At 38.0% G+C, this 17,799-nt stretch carries 16 protein-coding genes; 7 read left to right on the top strand and 9 right to left on the bottom strand.

Features of this window, described 5'->3' with window-relative positions:
• Positions 1-20: 20 nt before the first annotated feature.
• Positions 21-1,751, top strand: coding sequence for an adenine deaminase (ade, locus tag ACFFHF_RS00595; protein WP_377057388.1), 1,731 nt, complete (start codon positions 21-23; stop codon positions 1,749-1,751).
• Positions 1,752-1,789: 38 nt separating this feature from the next.
• Here the strand turns inward: ade and ACFFHF_RS00590 are convergent, their stop codons facing one another.
• A complete protein-coding gene (locus ACFFHF_RS00590; protein ID WP_377057387.1) occupies positions 1,790-3,835 on the bottom strand; it encodes a carbohydrate-binding domain-containing protein in 2,046 nt (681 codons plus the stop codon).
• A gap of 164 nt (positions 3,836-3,999) precedes the next feature.
• On the opposite strand from ACFFHF_RS00590, the gene ACFFHF_RS00585 reads away from it, so the two are divergent.
• Together ACFFHF_RS00585 and ACFFHF_RS00580 are read left to right on the top strand one after the other, a co-directional pair.
• The gene (locus ACFFHF_RS00585) at positions 4,000-4,683 is read left to right on the top strand and encodes a response regulator transcription factor (RefSeq protein WP_377057386.1); all 684 of its coding nucleotides are present in this window, start codon (positions 4,000-4,002) and stop codon (positions 4,681-4,683) included.
• The gene (locus tag ACFFHF_RS00580; RefSeq protein WP_160545956.1) at positions 4,676-5,971 is read left to right on the top strand and encodes a sensor histidine kinase; all 1,296 of its coding nucleotides are present in this window, start codon (positions 4,676-4,678) and stop codon (positions 5,969-5,971) included. The genes ACFFHF_RS00585 and ACFFHF_RS00580 overlap by 8 nt, the downstream gene beginning before the upstream one ends.
• A gap of 89 nt (positions 5,972-6,060) precedes the next feature.
• On the opposite strand, the gene ACFFHF_RS00575 is transcribed toward ACFFHF_RS00580, so the two are convergent.
• The 3 genes from ACFFHF_RS00575 to ACFFHF_RS00565 all read right to left on the bottom strand — a co-directional run bounded on the left by ACFFHF_RS00575 (position 6,061) and on the right by ACFFHF_RS00565 (position 8,141).
• Positions 6,061-6,387, bottom strand: coding sequence for a PTS lactose/cellobiose transporter subunit IIA (locus ACFFHF_RS00575; protein ID WP_251522890.1), 327 nt, complete (start codon positions 6,385-6,387; stop codon positions 6,061-6,063).
• A gap of 74 nt (positions 6,388-6,461) precedes the next feature.
• Positions 6,462-7,793: a PTS cellobiose transporter subunit IIC gene (gene celB / locus ACFFHF_RS00570; protein ID WP_377057428.1), complete on the bottom strand. Its 1,332-nt coding sequence runs from the start codon at positions 7,791-7,793 to the stop codon at positions 6,462-6,464.
• Positions 7,794-7,835: 42 nt separating this feature from the next.
• Positions 7,836-8,141 carry a PTS sugar transporter subunit IIB gene (locus ACFFHF_RS00565; protein WP_160547740.1) on the bottom strand — a complete coding sequence of 102 codons (306 nt, stop codon included), beginning with the start codon at positions 8,139-8,141 and terminating at the stop codon, positions 7,836-7,838.
• Between the two features lie 286 nt (positions 8,142-8,427).
• On the opposite strand from ACFFHF_RS00565, the gene ACFFHF_RS00560 reads away from it, so the two are divergent.
• Both ACFFHF_RS00560 and ACFFHF_RS00555 read left to right on the top strand, forming a co-directional pair.
• Positions 8,428-9,126, top strand: a complete 699-nt coding sequence (locus tag ACFFHF_RS00560; protein WP_377057385.1) for a polyphosphate polymerase domain-containing protein — start codon at positions 8,428-8,430, stop codon at positions 9,124-9,126.
• Between the two features lie 20 nt (positions 9,127-9,146).
• Positions 9,147-9,830 (top strand): DUF4956 domain-containing protein, encoded by a 684-nt coding sequence (locus ACFFHF_RS00555; protein ID WP_340906068.1) that lies wholly within the window; start codon positions 9,147-9,149, stop codon positions 9,828-9,830.
• A 78-nt stretch (positions 9,831-9,908) separates the two neighbouring features.
• Here the strand turns inward: ACFFHF_RS00555 and ACFFHF_RS00550 are convergent, their stop codons facing one another.
• The gene (locus ACFFHF_RS00550) at positions 9,909-10,481 is read right to left on the bottom strand and encodes a hypothetical protein (RefSeq protein ID WP_377057384.1); all 573 of its coding nucleotides are present in this window, start codon (positions 10,479-10,481) and stop codon (positions 9,909-9,911) included.
• 249 nt (positions 10,482-10,730) lie between these two features.
• Between ACFFHF_RS00550 and ACFFHF_RS00545 the strand changes: the two genes are divergently transcribed.
• Complete coding sequence (locus ACFFHF_RS00545) at positions 10,731-11,024, top strand: Dabb family protein (protein WP_160547737.1); 294 nt, start codon at positions 10,731-10,733, stop codon at positions 11,022-11,024.
• Between the two features lie 62 nt (positions 11,025-11,086).
• Positions 11,087-11,995 carry a Gfo/Idh/MocA family protein gene (locus ACFFHF_RS00540; RefSeq protein ID WP_377057383.1) on the top strand — a complete coding sequence of 303 codons (909 nt, stop codon included), beginning with the start codon at positions 11,087-11,089 and terminating at the stop codon, positions 11,993-11,995.
• Positions 11,996-12,398: 403 nt separating this feature from the next.
• Here ACFFHF_RS00540 and treR read toward each other — a convergent pair whose 3' ends face one another.
• From treR to ACFFHF_RS00520, 4 genes are all read right to left on the bottom strand, one after another.
• On the bottom strand, positions 12,399-13,115 hold the full coding sequence (gene treR / locus ACFFHF_RS00535; RefSeq protein ID WP_377057381.1) for a trehalose operon repressor: 717 nt from the start codon (positions 13,113-13,115) through the stop codon (positions 12,399-12,401).
• Positions 13,116-13,130: 15 nt separating this feature from the next.
• A complete protein-coding gene (gene treC / locus ACFFHF_RS00530; RefSeq protein ID WP_377057380.1) occupies positions 13,131-14,813 on the bottom strand; it encodes an alpha,alpha-phosphotrehalase in 1,683 nt (560 codons plus the stop codon).
• 61 nt (positions 14,814-14,874) lie between these two features.
• Positions 14,875-16,302 carry a PTS system trehalose-specific EIIBC component gene (gene treP / locus ACFFHF_RS00525; protein WP_377057379.1) on the bottom strand — a complete coding sequence of 476 codons (1,428 nt, stop codon included), beginning with the start codon at positions 16,300-16,302 and terminating at the stop codon, positions 14,875-14,877.
• Between the two features lie 193 nt (positions 16,303-16,495).
• Positions 16,496-17,773 (bottom strand): ATP-binding protein, encoded by a 1,278-nt coding sequence (locus tag ACFFHF_RS00520; RefSeq protein ID WP_377057377.1) that lies wholly within the window; start codon positions 17,771-17,773, stop codon positions 16,496-16,498.
• Between the last annotated feature and the right edge of the window lie 26 nt (positions 17,774-17,799).

Below are 17,799 nucleotides of genomic sequence, written 5' to 3'. Positions count from 1 at the left end.
AGACACTCTAGGAGGAGAGTATGGATAAAAACAAACTAAAACAACGTATTGAAGCAGCCTCAGGGAAAATAGAGGCTGATCTTGTTATAAAAAATGGCAAGATTATTGATGTATTTACCGGCGAAATTTATGAAGGTGACGTTGCCATTACAGATGGAGCTTTCGTTGGTGTAGGGCAATATTCTGGTAAAAAGGAATTTGATGCAGGCGGCCGATACGTATGCCCTGCTTTTCTGGACGGTCATGTTCATATTGAATCATCTATGGTATCTCCGAAGGAATTTGCGAAGGTTGAGCTTTTAAGAGGAGTGACCACTATTGTTGCCGATCCTCATGAAATCGCCAATGTACTGGGTGTAAAAGGCATTCAACTTTTACTAGATACATCGGAAAATCTCCCCTTCAATTTTTACTTTATGCTTCCTTCCTGCGTACCTGCCACTAGCTTTGAGTTAGCGGGTGCCACACTTGAGATTGAGGACTTGTCCCCCTTGTTTTCCCATCCAAGAGTGCTCGGTTTAGCAGAGGTGATGAATTTTCCCGCCGTGAAAAATGCGGAAGAGTCGATGTTAAATAAGCTATATGAAGCCAAGCGGTTAAACGCAAAAATTGATGGTCATGCTGCCGGTCTGAGCGATATGGACATTAATGTCTTTATGACTTCTGGTGTGCGTACCGACCATGAGTGTACCACGGCAGAAGATGCGATGGCACGTTTGCGCCGCGGGATGTACCTTATGATTCGAGAAGGCACCGTTGCTAGAGATTTAAAGAAGCTGCTTCCTGTTGTGAATGAACGAAATGCTAGACGCTGTCTATTTGTCACAGACGATAAGCATCTTGATGATATCCTGCATGAGGGAAGCATTGATTACAATGTTCGATTAGCCATTTCGGAAGGACTCGACCCCCTTACGGCTATTCAGTTAGCTACCATTAATACAGCTGAATGCTTTGGTTTACAGGAAAAAGGAGCGATTGCACCAGGATATGACGCGGACTTTTTACTGCTAGATGATCTAGAATCCGTAAGCATCTCCCATGTATTTAAAGATGGAAATCTTATGGTTGAACATGGGCAATTAATTTATTTCCCAGAAAATGAGCAAGTAGATATCTCTTCTGAATATGTTAATACCGTTTGTTTTCATGATTTTACCGAAGAGGCATTACATCTTCCTATTACTGAAAACAAAGCCAATATTATAGAAATCAATAAAAACAGCCTTGTAACCAATCATCTCATTGAAGAAGTGATAGTAAACGATACAGGTTGTTTTGAATCTTCTATTGTAAAAGATCAATGTAAGCTTGCAGTCATTGAAAGGCATCATTACACCAATGAAATTGGGTTAGGAATCGTCAAAGGATTAGGATTGAAAAATGGAGCGATTGCTTCGACGGTTGCACATGACTCACATAATTTAGTGGTCGCTGGAACAAGCGACTCTGATATCTTATTTGCTGCTCAAAAAATAAAAGAAATGCAGGGCGGACTTGTGGTTGTGAAAGATGGAGAAGTGTTGGCCTCTCTACACCTCCCTATTGCTGGCCTTCTTTCAATGGGCACATATGAAGAAGTGTACGCTGGCTTAAATAAGCTAACCTTTGCACTCGAAGAAATTGGTGTAGGTGAAGGATTCAACCCGTTCTTAACGGTTTCCTTCTTGTCTCTACCCGTCATTCCAGAGATTAAACTTACTGCTCAAGGACTTTATGATGTAAAAAACCAAAGGCATATTCCATGTTAAAAAAGGTAGAAGGAGTCCCTTCTACCTTTTACCAGTTCTTATAAACTATCACCCGTTGTTGTACTTTGGTCGGTCGTACTTTGATCTGGTGGAGTCCCTCCATCTGGTGCTGTACCTCTGTCTGGTCGTTCCATTCCTTCAGGAGGTGTTCCTCCATCGCCTCTCATTCCGCCGCCACCACGGCCTCCCATTCCACCCATACCGCTTTGGGCTTCTGTCACTCCTGATTCATTCAGCCAGGTTACGACATCAGAAATGGTGAACTCGACCACCTTCGTGCCGCCACTATATTCTCCATCCGTGTATAAACCATTTGTTTCCGTACCTGTTGAAGTTCCTCCAGAATATAATGTGTAGCTAGAGTCCTTCGCTAAATCCGTCGAGCTGATATATACAGAAGAATATTCTTTATCTGGTGCAAAAGTGGCTATTGTATTTCCTGCACTATCTTCTAGGTGTATTAGTGTACCTGCACTTTGAGTTGCTGGGTATGTCATCAGAATGCCATTTTGCTCAGACGTGTCAGAGCTTGCTTGGACCATTCCAGAGCTACCAGCTGCAATTAATAATCCTCCTGAGATTTCAAATGTCCCATTATAGTCTAATGAACCATTTCCAGAATTTGTTGGACCACTTACAACCGCCATTCCTCCAGTCATAACAAAGTTTCCATTCGAATCAAGTCCATCGCCTTGTGCATTGACAGACACATACCCACCACTGATTTGAAGCAACATATCCGATGATGTGCTGCTCTCCATGTCCATGCCGGATCCATCGACTCCGCCACCAACATTGAGTCCATCATCACTTGCCGTTACATCGATGATCCCATCTGCAATTGCAATGACTCCACCTTCAATTCCCTCGTAACTCTTAGTAACGGTGATATTTCCACCTTTCGTTAAGACTGAAGAATCCGCATGAATCCCATCATCTCCCGTTGCAATTGTAATTTCGCCACCTTCAATAAGGACGTTGCCATTACTATGAACGGCGTCATCTAGTGAATCAATGTTAAACGTTCCACCAGCGATAGCGAGCTCAGCTGTTGCCTTTAACCCTTTTGAACTGCTTGTTTCTGTCGTTGTTGTCGTAGTCGTTGATTCACTTTGGCCTCTTCCACCCATAGCATTTTCATTTGCTGCCACCGTCTCAGGGCTTCCTCCACCCGATGTAATGGTGTAGTCTCCACCTAATGTATATAGAGAAGTTTGGGCTTGAAGTCCATCATTTTCTGCCGTAATGTTAAATGTTCCACCTTCAATCGCAAGGTTTCCTTTTTCCGCATCCTCATCATTGGTCGTTTTCATGCCATCACCACCGACTGTGATGGTGAACGTTCCATCCTTAATAGCTAGCAGGTCCCGTCCAACAATTGCATCATCCTTAGCGGTAATTTCGATATTTCCACCAGTAATTTTCAGATCATCTTTCCCTGTAATTCCGTTATTAAAGTTCGCTTCAACGACAAGCTTTCCTTCACCATTAATCGTTAAATTGCCTTTACTAAAAATAGCTGAGTTTGGTTCTTCTGCTTCTACATCATCGTACACATATTGTGTTCCATCTGTGACGGTATTTTCCGTTCCTTCAGGCAATGATATGACTGTCTTCTCTGCATTGTTCACATAAATCGGGGCTGAAGAACTACTAGTAATATCTACTCCATTTAATACGAGGCGAACGGTATTGTTATCCTCTGCATCTACAACAATTTGACCATCGGCTAATGTTCCACTAAGTACATATACGCCACCTGTTTTAATCGTAACGGTACTTCCTGAAACAACTACACCGCCAGATCCTTCATAGGTTGCTGTTGATCCATTCAACTGAATACTCGTTACCTCTTCATTTTCCCAGTCTGTATAAAGATCATCGTCACTATAGCTAACAAGTCCACTTACAACAGATTGTATGTCGCTGTCTCCTAGTGTGCTTAAGCTCTCTATATTAACCTCTGTAGCTGTACTTGTACCTGAATTTGAAGTTGATTCCTCTTCTGTATTGCTGCAGGCAAATAATAATGTGGTGCACAATAAAGGTGCAATTAACTTCGTAAATTTATATTTTCGTTTCATCAACTTGGCTCCTTTTCGATTTGATAAGCCTATTATGTTTGTCCAACCTTAACAAAACCTTAAAAAAATTTATAAACAAGAAATAATTTGCATTTCACGCATTTGCCCCTATAATCGAACTTAATTAACTCATGAAAAACAATTCGGTAAAGGAGGCGACAAAATTGAATTTATTAATTATAGAAGATGACAAAGTCCTCTCGGAATCAATTAAGGAAACCACAAAGGAAATGTTTCAGATTGAACAAGCATTTGATGGTGAAGAAGGATTGTACTTAGCGGAACAAAATATATTTGATGTGATTATATTAGACATCATGATGCCACATATGAACGGATACGAGGTACTTGAGGAACTCCGAAAGAAGAATATTACGACGCCTGTGATTATCTTAACGGCAAAAGACGGCATAGATGATAAGATCAAAGGATTTAAGGTGGGTGCAGACGATTACTTAGTCAAACCCTTTCATCGTGAAGAACTTTTACTTCGTTTAGAAGCAATGGTACGCCGGTCGGTTGGCTCCTTTAAAGAAAATATTCTGTCCTTTAAAGAATTACAGTTAAACTTAAAAAACAAAACGGCGTCAATTGGGGAAGAAGTGATAAAACTTAATGGAAAACAGTTCGATTTACTTGAGTATTTAATCAATAATAAAAATACAATTTTAACGAAGGAACAGATTTTTGACCGAATATGGGGATTTGAGTCAGATACGTCAACGACGGTTGTGGAAGTGTATGCGAGTAACTTACGTAAAAACTTAAAAAAATACGATTATGATCAATATATCAAAACCTTCCGAGGGTTAGGCTATATGCTTTCTGATGGTGAAGGAAATGTTTAAGGAGAAAATCTTCCGAAGCCAACAGCTCAAGTTTATGATCTTTAACCTTATTGCTTTTACGATTATTTTCACGATTTTTGGAATTATTATTTTCAGCCAGGTTCAAGGAACTTTATTTAAAAAGACGGACGAAGAACTTTTAATGGTAAAAGAGAAGCATATGAGTGAATTATCAGATATTACTAATGGAGACCGACCTTTAGATAGTATCGATCGTACTCCTCCAAATAACGACCAAAGGGCAATCAAAAACCCACGTATTTTTATCTTAAATTGGGATAAAGATGGTGAAATTATTGAGGGAGATCAAATTGGATCATTATTTTACGAAAGTTATTTACAAGACTTTACTCTAGATAAAAACAATCTTGATACGGTAACCAATATAACTATAGACGATCAATACCACTTTCGATATTTGCTGTTTGAAGATACAAACGAAGATGATGAAGTGGCCTATGTACAATTACTGATCAATACCGACGCGGAAGAAACAATCATCAATAATTTCCAAAAGCTAATCATTATTTTTTCTATCGTCTTTATCGTTCTTTCTATTTCAGCTAGTTATATTTTATCGAAAAAGATGATGCAACCAATTATTCTATCATGGAAAAAGCAAGCTGAGTTTGTGGAGAATGCCTCACATGAATTACGAACACCTTTGACGATTATTCAAAATAAACTCGAGCTTTTGTTAACTTCCCCTCAGGAGAAAATAGCGAACAAGTTTGAAAATATTGCACTAAGCTTATCCGAAACTAGAAGACTATCGAAGCTTACTTCTGATTTATTAACCCTTGCTCGTGCGGATTCTGCTGAAACACAGCTGGTGAAGCAAACCATTCATGTGGATACCTTTGTGAAAAACGTTTGTGCTCCTTATATCGAAATTGCGGAATCACAGGACAAGCATTTATGGCTTAAGCTGAATTGCGACATGAAAATGGAAGCCGATGAAGTCCGACTACATCAACTTCTTGTCATTTTGCTTGATAATGCGTTAAAGTATACCGGCGAAAATGATAGTATTGGTGTGAAAACATATGAAGAAGATCACAAAATTGTATTTGAAGTGAGTGATACGGGGATCGGAATCAAGGAAGAAAATATGAAATATATATTTGACCGCTTTTATCGCGAAGATAAAGCTCGTTCAAGAGAAACGGGTGGAGTCGGCCTAGGATTATCTATTGCTCACTGGATTGTTAAGCAGCATGAAGGAACAATCAAGGCAAGTCAAAATAAAAACAAAGGAACCACCTTTAAAGTGAAATTACCAAAATAGAAGATCACATATGTGGTCTTCTTTTTTAAAACAAAATAAAGGCATGGATTGTTTTAACCCACACCTTTAATCATTTTTGACTATTATCATTAGCCAGATACCTTTTCTAACTTAATCGTCTCATATAAATCCACAAATTCTGTTGCTAAATCCTTCATGGTAATGGCATTCATGAGATGATCCTGTGCGTGAACCATTAATAGAGAGATTTCTACTTTTTCTCCTCTGATTTCACCCTGGATTAATGATGTTTGAACATGGTGTGCCTCGTTTAGGGCATCTGCCGCTTCTTGCAACTTTGCTCGGGCTTCAGTAAAGTCTCCACGCTTCGCAGCTGCAATTGCCTCCATTGAGCAGCTCTTCCCATTTCCACCATGTAAAATAATCTGAAATATCGTTTCCTCCATAGATGCCATTTTAAAACCCTCCGTATAAAATTAGTCTCACATGTACTCATGTGAGACTAATTGTTTTTATGTCTTGATATGAATTAGCTCACTTTAGATGAATTATTTGCTCCGCCTTCTTCTTGTTGCTTCATCTTATCCCACATTCTGAAGAACGGGAAGTAGATAGCTAAAGCGATAACGACGTTGACAGCCTGCATAACCGCTCCTGAAATTTTACCTCCAGTTGCAAGGTATCCACCGATAATTGGCGGCGTTGTCCAAGGAATTGCAATACCTGCTGGCTTCGCAACTAAACCTAATTTCATAGAGTAGTAAGTCACAATGATTAACACGATTGGTGTTAAGAAGAATGGTACGATTAGTAATGGGTTCATTACGATTGGTGTACCGAAAATGATTGGCTCGTTGATCATGAATGTACCAGGACCAGCCGATAATTTACCAAGCGCCTTCATTTGTTGGCTCTTTGCCCAGAAAAGCATGAGCATAGCTAGACCAAATGTAGCACCAGTACCACCAATGTTGACGAATACTTCAAAGAATTGTGATGTAAAGATATTTGGTAATTCTTCACCAGCACGGAACGCAATTTGGTTTTCTTCTGTAGCCATTAACCATACTGGGCTTAGTACACCTGCAACGATGTTTGTTCCGTGAAGACCTGCTGACCAAAGCATCATAATAAGCATGTAGGCAACAATTGAACCGATTAAGCTTCCACCTAATAATCCAAGTGGCTTACCAAGTACTAATTGAACTACGTCGTGAATACTGCTGATTCCAAAGTATTCAATCACTAAACGAACTACGAAGATAAAAGTAATAACAATAAAACCAGGAACAAGTGCAACAAACGATTTACTTACTGCCGGTGGAACGCTATCTGGCATTTTAATAACGATATTTTTCTTAAGAATGAAGTTATACACTTCTGTTGAGAATAAACCGATTAAGATCGCAACGAAAAGTCCTTTACTTCCCATAAATGCAACTGGAATCGCTCCGCCAACTGCAATTGCTTCTGTTGCTCCATCTGGAGTAAACGGAACATTGAAAGGTGTAGCTAGTAAGAACGCACACAGTGAGATGACCCCAGCTGTAATGGCGTCAATGCCATAACGCTCAGCTAGACGATACGCAATACCGAATGCTGCGATAAGACCCATCATGTTAAACGTCGCATCGGTTGGATACATTAATTTCGCTAACCATTGATCTCCGAACACACTTGCCATGAATTCAGCATAACCAGGAATCGGTAGAAAACCTAAGATTAGGAATACAGAACCGATAATAATCATTGGCATTGCTAGGATGATTCCATCTTTTAAGGCACCTAAGTGTCTTTGTGCCGCTAATTTACCAGCAAAAGGCATAAACTTTGATTCAAGGAAACCTAGAAATTTATTCATCACGTTTCATTCCCTTCTCTACTTATAGAGTATTTAATAGAATTACTTATTTTTTAGAGATACTGCTGTTTTTAATACTTCTGCACCATTACACATTCCGTAGTGAATTGGGTTAATAGAATCAACTGGGATATTCTTTTCTTTTCCTAGTTGTTGCATTTGAGGTAAAAGGTAACGAACTTGTGGTCCAAGAAGAAGTACATCCGCTTGATCGATGTTCGCTTTTACTTGATCCGCACTTACCGCCCAAATCTTTGAGTCAAGTCCTTGATCTTTTGCAGCCGCTTCCATTTTTGTTACTAGTAAACTTGTAGACATACCTGCTGCACAGCATAATAGAATGTTCATCATAAATTCCTCCTAAAGTGTTTTATTGCTTATTAGTAAATTATTCAGAGATAAGTTCTTTTGATTAAGAAGATGTGTTGTTATCTTCTTGTTGATTTCATATTACATTGAAAGCGATTTCATTTATATCTATCTTTTTTCCGTTTCTCAACGGAAAAAATTATTACTACTATTTTACTAGCTTTCCTTTTCAAAAAATTTCAATTGTCATTTCCCTTTTAAGGTTTGTTTAAGGTTGCCCACCGATAATGTGAATCAAGCCGCTAACATAAAGGAGTTGAACAGGTTGAAGGCAATGACCTTAAATGGCGTTCAAGGAAGATATGAACTTAAGCATGAAATCACAAAAATGGATTGCTACTTATTAAGAAGCAAGTTACAGCATGTGATGACGGCTGACCCAAACGCTAATAATGACGGGAAATACTTAATCCGAAGTGTATACTTCGATAATTTTGATAATAAAGTGCTTCAACAAAAGAAGGAAGGTTTTTTCGAACGAGATAAGTTCCGTGTTCGTCTGTATGACCATAACACGAGCTACATTAATCTCGAAAAAAAGAGCAAACGAAACAATATGACCTATAAACAAAAATGTCGTATGACCATTGATGAATACGAAAAGGTAAGAATCGGTGACATCGCTTGGATGGAAAATGATTCACGACCATTGATGAGAGATTTATATATGCAGATGAATCTCCTACAAATCAAACCCGTGACCATTGTGGATTATGAGAGAGAGGTTTTCATTTACGAGTATGGGAATGTCCGAGTCACATTCGATAGCTCCGTTAAGACAAGCTTTCGAAACAATAATCTTTTAAATCCAGATGTACCAATGGTAGAAACGACCCCTGGTATTGTCATTTTAGAAGTAAAGTACGATGAGTTTTTACCTGATGTCATCAAGCAGTTAGTTCAGCTTCATGACAGACGAAGAGGCACTTATTCAAAATATCAAATAAGCCGTATGTTCGGTTAACATCATTGGAGGAATAAAAAATGGATACAATTAATTTTCAGGATATTTTTAAGTCTAAGTTTCTTGAACAAACGAGCAGCTTTTCAATCGTCGATTCCTTAATTGGATTATTCGCATCATTAGTCATTGGTCTCTTTATCTATTGGGTATATAAAAAGACGTTCACAGGTGTGATCTATTCACACACCTTTAATATCTCACTTATTGTTATGTCAATGGCCACATCATTAGTCATTATCGGTATCTCATCTAATGTATTATTATCACTTGGTATGGTTGGTGCCTTATCCATCGTTCGTTTCCGTACACCGATCAAAGACCCAATTGATATCGTCTACTTGTTCTGGGCTATTATTGTAGGTATTCTTAGCGGAGCTGGCTTTGTGCCACTTGCTGTTCTTGGTTCACTACTCATTGGAGCCATTCTAATCTTCTTTGGAAATCGTATTAAAGTGGAAAATCCATATCTATTAGTCGTACGATACAATGGCCACTCGATTGAAAAGTCATTAGAACATGTCGTATCAGAGAATTCGAAAAAGCATACGATTAAATCAAAATCCGTAATGCCAGGTAATGAGTATGAAGTCACTTATGAAATCCGCGTAAGGGAAAATGACATGAGCTTCATCAACAATATTTCCGAAATGGATGGAGTAAGATCCGCCATTATGCTAAGTTATGATGGGAATTTTACAGCATAACCTTAATAATAATAATAATATCTCTTAACTTTGAAAAAGGAGATTGCCCTTCCCCCCGGCAATTTCCTTATATATATTTTAACGGTTATAAATAACATATTGATATGGAATACGAATTTTACCCTCAGATGAGCTTACATCCAAGTAACCGCTAACGAAAGTTGGTGTACCTTCTTGGCCACTTGCATGAGTACCATGTTTCACCACTTCTGCCGTAATATCCATACTTTTTTTAGCAGGAATGGTTACTTCCATATCAGTCACTTTTACATTTTTATCATTGCTAATGGTATATGCTAACTCCTCGTTAGTTGGGTTCGTTAACGTAACGGTCATCTTATACGTTTGATTTCCAACCGGGCGAACTAATCCAAAGCTTAAGGAGGACGGGTAGGCTAACACTGATGGATTCACCACATTATTCAGGTCCATTAGATCTCCCTCCACTTTTAATGGATCAGAGATTGTTCCCTCATAGGAAGCAATTTTTGCATCTCCAAACTGTATAAAAGCATTCTCACTGTCTACGGTAACAGAAGATTGCCCCTCATCATTTTTCACTATCGCTTGAATTGGGACAGCTGTTGTAAATATCCACAGAGTAATTAAGAGAACTCCCAAAATACTTTTTATGTTCTTAGCTATCTTCAACAAGTATTCCTCCCTTAAAACTAGCTTTCTATATAACTATCTAGTAAAAACTACTAGAAATTTGCGTACTAGTTTAATTTCTAGGAATGAGAATTTTCCCCTTTGACTAGTTTTGTCTCATCTTGAAAATAATTTTGCCGAATGAACACCTTTTCTGTAGTAAAAATGGAAATTCGTGTATTTATTGATATATATGCTCGAACATTATAGAATACAAGAAAAGAAAATGTAATTAATAGGAGGTTCAACATGATACAACGTACTGTATTATTAAAGTTCGCTGAAACAACAACACAGGAACAAATGGAAGAAGTCATCAAACGCTTTAAAGCATTGGAAAAAGTAATTACTGGAGTAGTTGAAGTTCAAGCTGCATTCAATCTTTCTGAAAAAAGTAAAGAATATCAGGTCATTCTCATGGTTCGCTTCGAAAATGTGGCTGCCGTTGAAGCCTATACAATAAATGAACAACACCAAGAAGTTGCTGCCTTCATCCGCGAAGTTGGAAGACTTGATAGCATCGGTGTAGATATTGAGATTTAAGAATTTATGCCCCACAATAGGAATTGTGGGGTTTTTTATAAGTATAGAAATGAGGAGTTTTTATGAAAATTGGAATCATTGGATTAGGAGATATCGCAAAAAAAGCATATATACCCGTTCTTTCTGAAAAAGAAGGAATTGAGCTTGTCCTTTGTACGAGAAATGTAGAGACACTTAATCGTCTTTCTAACAAATACCGTGTTCAAGAAACAGCGAAGACGATTGACGAATTACTTTCAAAAGAAATTGATGCTGCCATTGTTAGCACAGCGACAGAGGGACATTTTGAAATAGCAGAAAAGTTGCTTGATCATGGGATTCATACATACATTGATAAGCCCATATCGATGAACTTTCATGAAACAGAGAGAATTGTTAGGTTAGCTAAGGACAAGGGGAAAATTGCCATGGTGGGTTTTAACAGACGATTTATCCCTCGTGTGAAAGAACTAAAGGAACACGGGAAACCAAACCTGATTATCATGCAAAAGAATCGCTTTGCAGCTCCTGATTATGTACGTAGATTTGTAGTAGAGGATTTTATCCATGTCGTTGATACGCTGCGGTTTCTTATGGATACTGAGGTTAAAGATGTAAAGGTTGAGTATGTAAGAAGCGGTGACACACTAAATCAGCTCGTTATCCAGCTAATTGGTCATGGTTGTATAGCCATCGGAATCATGAATCGTAACGGTGGTGTAACAGAGGAAATCATTGAATATATGTGTGGGCATCAGAAATTTGTCGTGAATAGCTTAGTAGAAACAACCAGATATCATGATAAAGAAGTTAGCATAACAAAATTCGGTGACTGGGAACCGACGCTATATAAGCGTGGTTTTTACCAGCTTATGGACCATTTTATTGAATGCGTTCAAACACATTCTACACCAGACCCATCTATCGACGACTCTCTTATCACTCATGAGATATGCGAAAAAATTGTAAATATGATTAATTCGGAAGCGTAATCGATACAAAGCAAGGGCTTGTCCTTAATCCAGTAACCATCAATAGTAAAATAAACGGAGATTTTTCGGTTAAATGCAGAATGGAGCTCGTTTTGGGATAAATAAGGGGAGGTTTTTCGCTTATACAAAGGAAAATCCCCCTTTTTCGAATTTTTCAAGGCAATAGGCGGAATCTCTCCGTTTATTTAGCCTTTTTTATTAATAAATTCTAATTTAAACGGAATTTCTCCGTTTATCAGCACAGGTGATCCCCAATCGATAGTACGGACCCTCTTGACCTAACAAGTTAATCTAATTACGTAGAAACGTTAACCTAAACAAAGAAAAGACGTATATTCATACGTCCTTTCATTAGAGCAACCGAAAACGGAACCCTTCTATAAAACTAGAAGGCGGGTTCGCCTTATAGATGATTTCTTCTCGCAAAGTCAACAAAGCGGAATTTATCTGGTCTGTGCCTGGATTCGGTGTACTGAAACAAACTCGCATCATCCAGATACACATAATTTTTTATAATCACTATATTGTGATGACCATCTAAATCTAATAGCTTCCGGTCTTCCTCTGTCGGTTCTTCCACGATAATTTCTTTTTTCGCAAAGCTGATACTTAGCTGAAGGTCATTTTCAAGATAGTCATAAATGGAGTGCTCACAAATTTCTCTTGTTAAAGCAGGAACAAATTTTTTATTCAGATAATCCTTATCAAGGATAACCTTCTCCCCACCCATTTCCCTCACACGAAATACTTGCCAGATCTGGTCCTTACTAGACAAATTTAACTGCTTCATGATGAATGGATCAGGTTTCATTAGCGACAGTTCGTGAACTATGGTGACCGGCTTTTGTCCCATTTTATCTGCTAATTCTTTAAAACTGACTAGACCAGATACTGGAAAATCTACTTTTGTGCTTTTAATGACAATCGAGCCCTTTCCGCGCACTTTTTGTATATACCCGTTTTGTGACAGTAGGTTAAGTGCCTTTCGGATCGTTTCTCTCGAGGTATTGTAACGGTCCTTTAACTCATGCTCAGAGGGCAAAAGTGTATTAGGGGCAATTCTCCCTGCTTCTATTTGCTGTACAATATCGTTATGGATCGTTAAATACTTATTTGTCATGTTAAAAACTCCAGTTTACTTTTTTAAATAGTACACAACAGACTCATACGGTCTTAATTTCATTTGCTTCATATCTTCTGATGAGTCAGCATAGTTGGATAATAAAATCTTGCTCGTTACACCTTCCGTATCCACTTGCTCAGGTAATAGAAACTCTACTTCTTTGGAATAAAAATTATTCACAACTAGTAACTTCTCATCACCATTGTTTCGTATATAAGCAAAAATAGCATCATGATTGGCTAAAAGCAACTCATAATTTCCGTCTGTCACGATATCGTACTCTTTTCTTAACTGGATAAGCTTTTGATAATGATAGAAAACTGAATCTTGGTCGGCCATTGCCTTTTCTGCGTTAATCTCTTTGTAGTTTGCTGCTGGTTGAATCCAAGGAGTACCCGTTGTAAAGCCTGCATTCTCCTCATCATTCCATTGAACAGGTGTTCTCGAATTATCACGTGATTTTTGCTTTAAGATATCTAGAATATTTTGTTCGGCCATGCCTTTTCCTTTGAGAATCTCAAAGATGTTTAATGACTCCACATCACGATACTCATTAATAGAAGTGAAATTGGGGTTAGTCATTCCAAATTCTTCTCCCTGATAAATATAAGGAGTACCCTGCATCATATGAATGACTGTGGCAAGCATTTTAGCTGACTCTTTATGATATTCCTTGTCATTTCCGAAACGCGACACCACTCTTGGCTGATCATGGTTACACCAGAATAAGGCATTCCAACCGCCACCCTTATTCATTTCCACTTGCCAGTCAGATAAGATTTGCTTCAGCTTATAGAAATCAAAGTCTGCCTTTGTCCACTTCTCTCCATTTGGATAATCAACCTTTAAATGATGGAAGCTGAAGGTCATATCCAACTCTTTTCGCTCTGGGTTTGTATACTTAATACAGTTATCAATAGAAGTAGAAGACATTTCTCCAACGGTCATGATGTCATAGTGAGAAAATACCTCTTGATTCATTTCATGTAGGTACTCATGAATTTTGGGACCATCTGTATAGAATTTACGACCATCTCCAAGACCGGTTGATCCATCATCGTCTAAGAAGCGCTGATCCTTAGAGAGCAAATTCACCACGTCTAAACGGAAGCCGTCCACCCCTTTATCTAGCCAAAATTTCATCATATCGTAAACTTCTCGACGAACCGGTTCATGCTCCCAATTCAAGTCCGCTTGAGTCACATCAAACAAGTGTAAATAGTATTGATCGGTTTGTTCATCATATTGCCACGCATTTCCGCCGAACTTTGACTCCCAGTTGGTCGGAGCCCCGCCATTTTTCGCATCCTTCCATATATAATACTCGTGGTACGGGTTGTCCTTTGAAGACTTCGATTCAATAAACCATTGATGCTCCGTTGATGTATGGTTTACAACGATATCCATAATAATTTTAATCCCGCGGTTATGAGCTTCTTTTAATAAAGAATCAAAGTCTTCCATCGTCCCATACGGCTCATAGATACGGAAATAATCACTAATATCATATCCATTGTCACGCTGTGGAGACTCATATATTGGTGTTAACCAAACCACATCTACCCCAAGCGTTGCCAAGTAATCTAATTTCTCAATAATCCCCTTAATATCTCCTACACCATTTCCCGTCGTATCATTAAAGCTTTTTGGATAAATTTGATATACAACTGCTTTTTTCCACCAAGGTTGAGTCATCTTTGTAGCACCAGCCCTTATTTAATAGTAAAAGAGGAACAAAGAATTGTTCCTCTCGACATTATTTTCTTTTAAAAGATACTTTTCCAATATTCATCTTGGCAAATACAACCGTTAAGATGAATGGTACAACGACTGCAACAACCATCGCAATAGCGAATGTTAACATATGCTGTGGTTGGATCGAAAGAATTCCAGGAAGACCACCCACTCCAATGGAGTTTGCCATAACATTGCTTCCTACCGAGATCACAGCTGCTACCAATGAACCAATCATGGCAGCTAGGAATGGGAAGCCGTATTTCAAGTTAATACCAAACATCGCTGGCTCTGTTACACCAAGATAACAAGAGATAGCTGCAGGAATAGACACTTGCTTTTCCTCTTCGTTCTTTCTGTTAATATAAATCATCGCTAGAACAGCAGAACCTTGAGCAATATTTGATAAAGCGATCATTGGCCAAAGGTTCGTTCCACCAAGTTCACTCATTAACTGTAGATCAATGGCATTCGTCATATGGTGTAAACCTGTAATAACAAGTGGTGCATAAGCAAATCCAAATACAGCTGCAAATAACCAGCCCACTGCAGAAGTTAAACCAGAGTATACAACGTCAGAGATGAAAGAACCAATTGCCCAACCTACTGGACCAAGTACGGTATGTGCAATTAATACCGTTGGTACTAGGGCAAAGAATGGAACAACAATCATGGAAACCGCATTTGGAACGACCTTACGTAGTTTTAGTTCAAGGAATGAAAGAACTATACCTGCTAAAATCGCTGGAATCACTTGTGCTTGGTAACCAATCATGTCTATCTTGGCAAAACCAAAATCCCAGAATGGTACTTCCGTTGCACCTGCCACACCATAAGCATTCAATAGCTGTGGTGATACAAGCGTAATCCCTAATACAATTCCTAAAATCGGCGTTGCTCCCATTTTTCTAGCAACTGCCCATGTAATCCCTACCGGTAAGAAGTGGAAGATCGCTTCCCCAATTAACCATAGAAATGCATGAGTTCCAGCCCAAAATTGAGAAATCTCGATTAAAGACTTTGTTCCATCTTCAAACATTTTGATGTCACCGATTACATTTCGGAATCCAAGAATAAGCCCCCCAACAACGATGGCTGGAATTAATGGAGTAAAGATATCTGCAAGGTGAGCTATCATTCTTTGAAGCCAGTTCATATTCTGCTTTGCTGCTTGTTTTGCATCTTCCTTAGAGGTATCGCTAACACCTGCTATTTTAATAAATTCATTATAGAAGGACGATACTTCATTCCCAATGATCACTTGAAATTGTCCAGCTTGAGTAAAGGTTCCTTTTACAAGCTTAATGGACTCAATCTTATCTATATCTGCTTTTTTTGGATCTTTTAAAACAAAGCGCATTCTTGTCACACAGTGGGTAACAACGGAAATATTTTCGCTACCACCGATATGTTCAAGCAAGTCTTTTGCTGGTTGAGTATAATTACTCATTCGTATTCCTCCCTGGTAAAAAGTTACCAAACAATTTTATTATGAAACAAGTAAGGGAAATAAATTCGCTTACATTTCGGAAAACTTGTATATACATGTTTTGTTTACGTTTTCATTCTAACTTGTATATACAAATCTGTCAATCTACTTTTCTAAAAAACTGCGTACAAAAAAAACGCCCGAGTTCGGACGTTTATATAAGGGACGGAAAACGAATGGTAACGGTTGTTCCTTTTCCTTTTGTACTTTTGAAGCTTATTTTTCCTTTGTAATTCTCTGCGATATTAAAACAAATCATCATTCCCAGTCCTGTCCCTTTACTCTTTAAAGAATAAAATGGAGTTCCAAGAGACTCAATTTCCTTCTCTGTCATCCCTTGACCATAATCAATAATATTAATTTCAACCATATCCTTTATTTTTGAAGCTGCCACTACGACCACATCACCAATATTCGATGCTTCGATTGCATTTTTAATAATATTTATGAATAATTGTTTCATCTCAATTGTATTAGCTGCGACATAGGAATCTTCTACAATTTGTAACTCGATTTGATTATCATGTAATAGCCCGTAGGAATGGAGCAAATCGGTTACACTTTGAAGAACCTGCCTGATATTTACCGGTTCTAGCTCCTTTTCCTTCGCTGGCTTTGCAATCGATAAAAATTGAGATATAACCTGTTCAGCTGTATTCAACTCATCTACCATTAAATGAAAATGTTTCTTCAACTCAGTATCTACTTCATTGGATTGCTCGTAAAACTGTAAAAATCCTTTAACTACTGTCAAAGGATTTCTGATTTCATGAGCAACTGCTGCTGCAAGTTGTCCAGTCGTCTTCAAACGCTCTGCCTGTTTTATTTGTTGAAAATATAGTTGTTGTTTCTTTAAACGACCATAGGAAATATAAAAAATAAAGTAAATGATGGCTTGACTACCAAAAAAATTAATTATATTTCCCACTAGATCTTCTTGAATATAAGAATAATGAGCACCTTGATCAACAAGTATGATATATAGGAACGTCATTAGGATCGCAAAACTATTAAGTGCCAGTGAAAAGTAAAAGAGTTTTGGATCAAAAAATAAAATCGATATAGCTGGAACAAGACATAAAAAGATAAAGTTTGACCAGGTATCAGGATATAAAAAGAATAATGAATAAAAGTACATAAATGATGTAATCATGATGAGCAATCGACAATAATGAGATGTATTTCTCGGGTACAACAATAAACAAACAGCAAAGAATGTGAGAAATAATGCATGGAGAAAAAAAGCTGATCCATCTTGACTATAATATGGATTGTCTACTAATAGACCCATTAACATAATGGCAATAACAACAGTTATCGTAAAATAATACAGTTTCTTATTAATTTCCGTATAAAGTTCCTTCATACTTACTCCTTTAAACCAGGATTGCATTTCGGTTAATACGATTGTTCTCCCTATATATACTACCATAATTACCCTTTTGTTTTGGGAAAAAT

The sequence above is a fragment of the Robertmurraya beringensis genome (assembly GCF_042433785.1).
Classification (GTDB): Bacteria; Bacillota; Bacilli; order Bacillales; family Cytobacillaceae; genus Robertmurraya_A; species Robertmurraya_A beringensis.
This window is presented reverse-complemented; position numbering and strand designations above follow the sequence as displayed.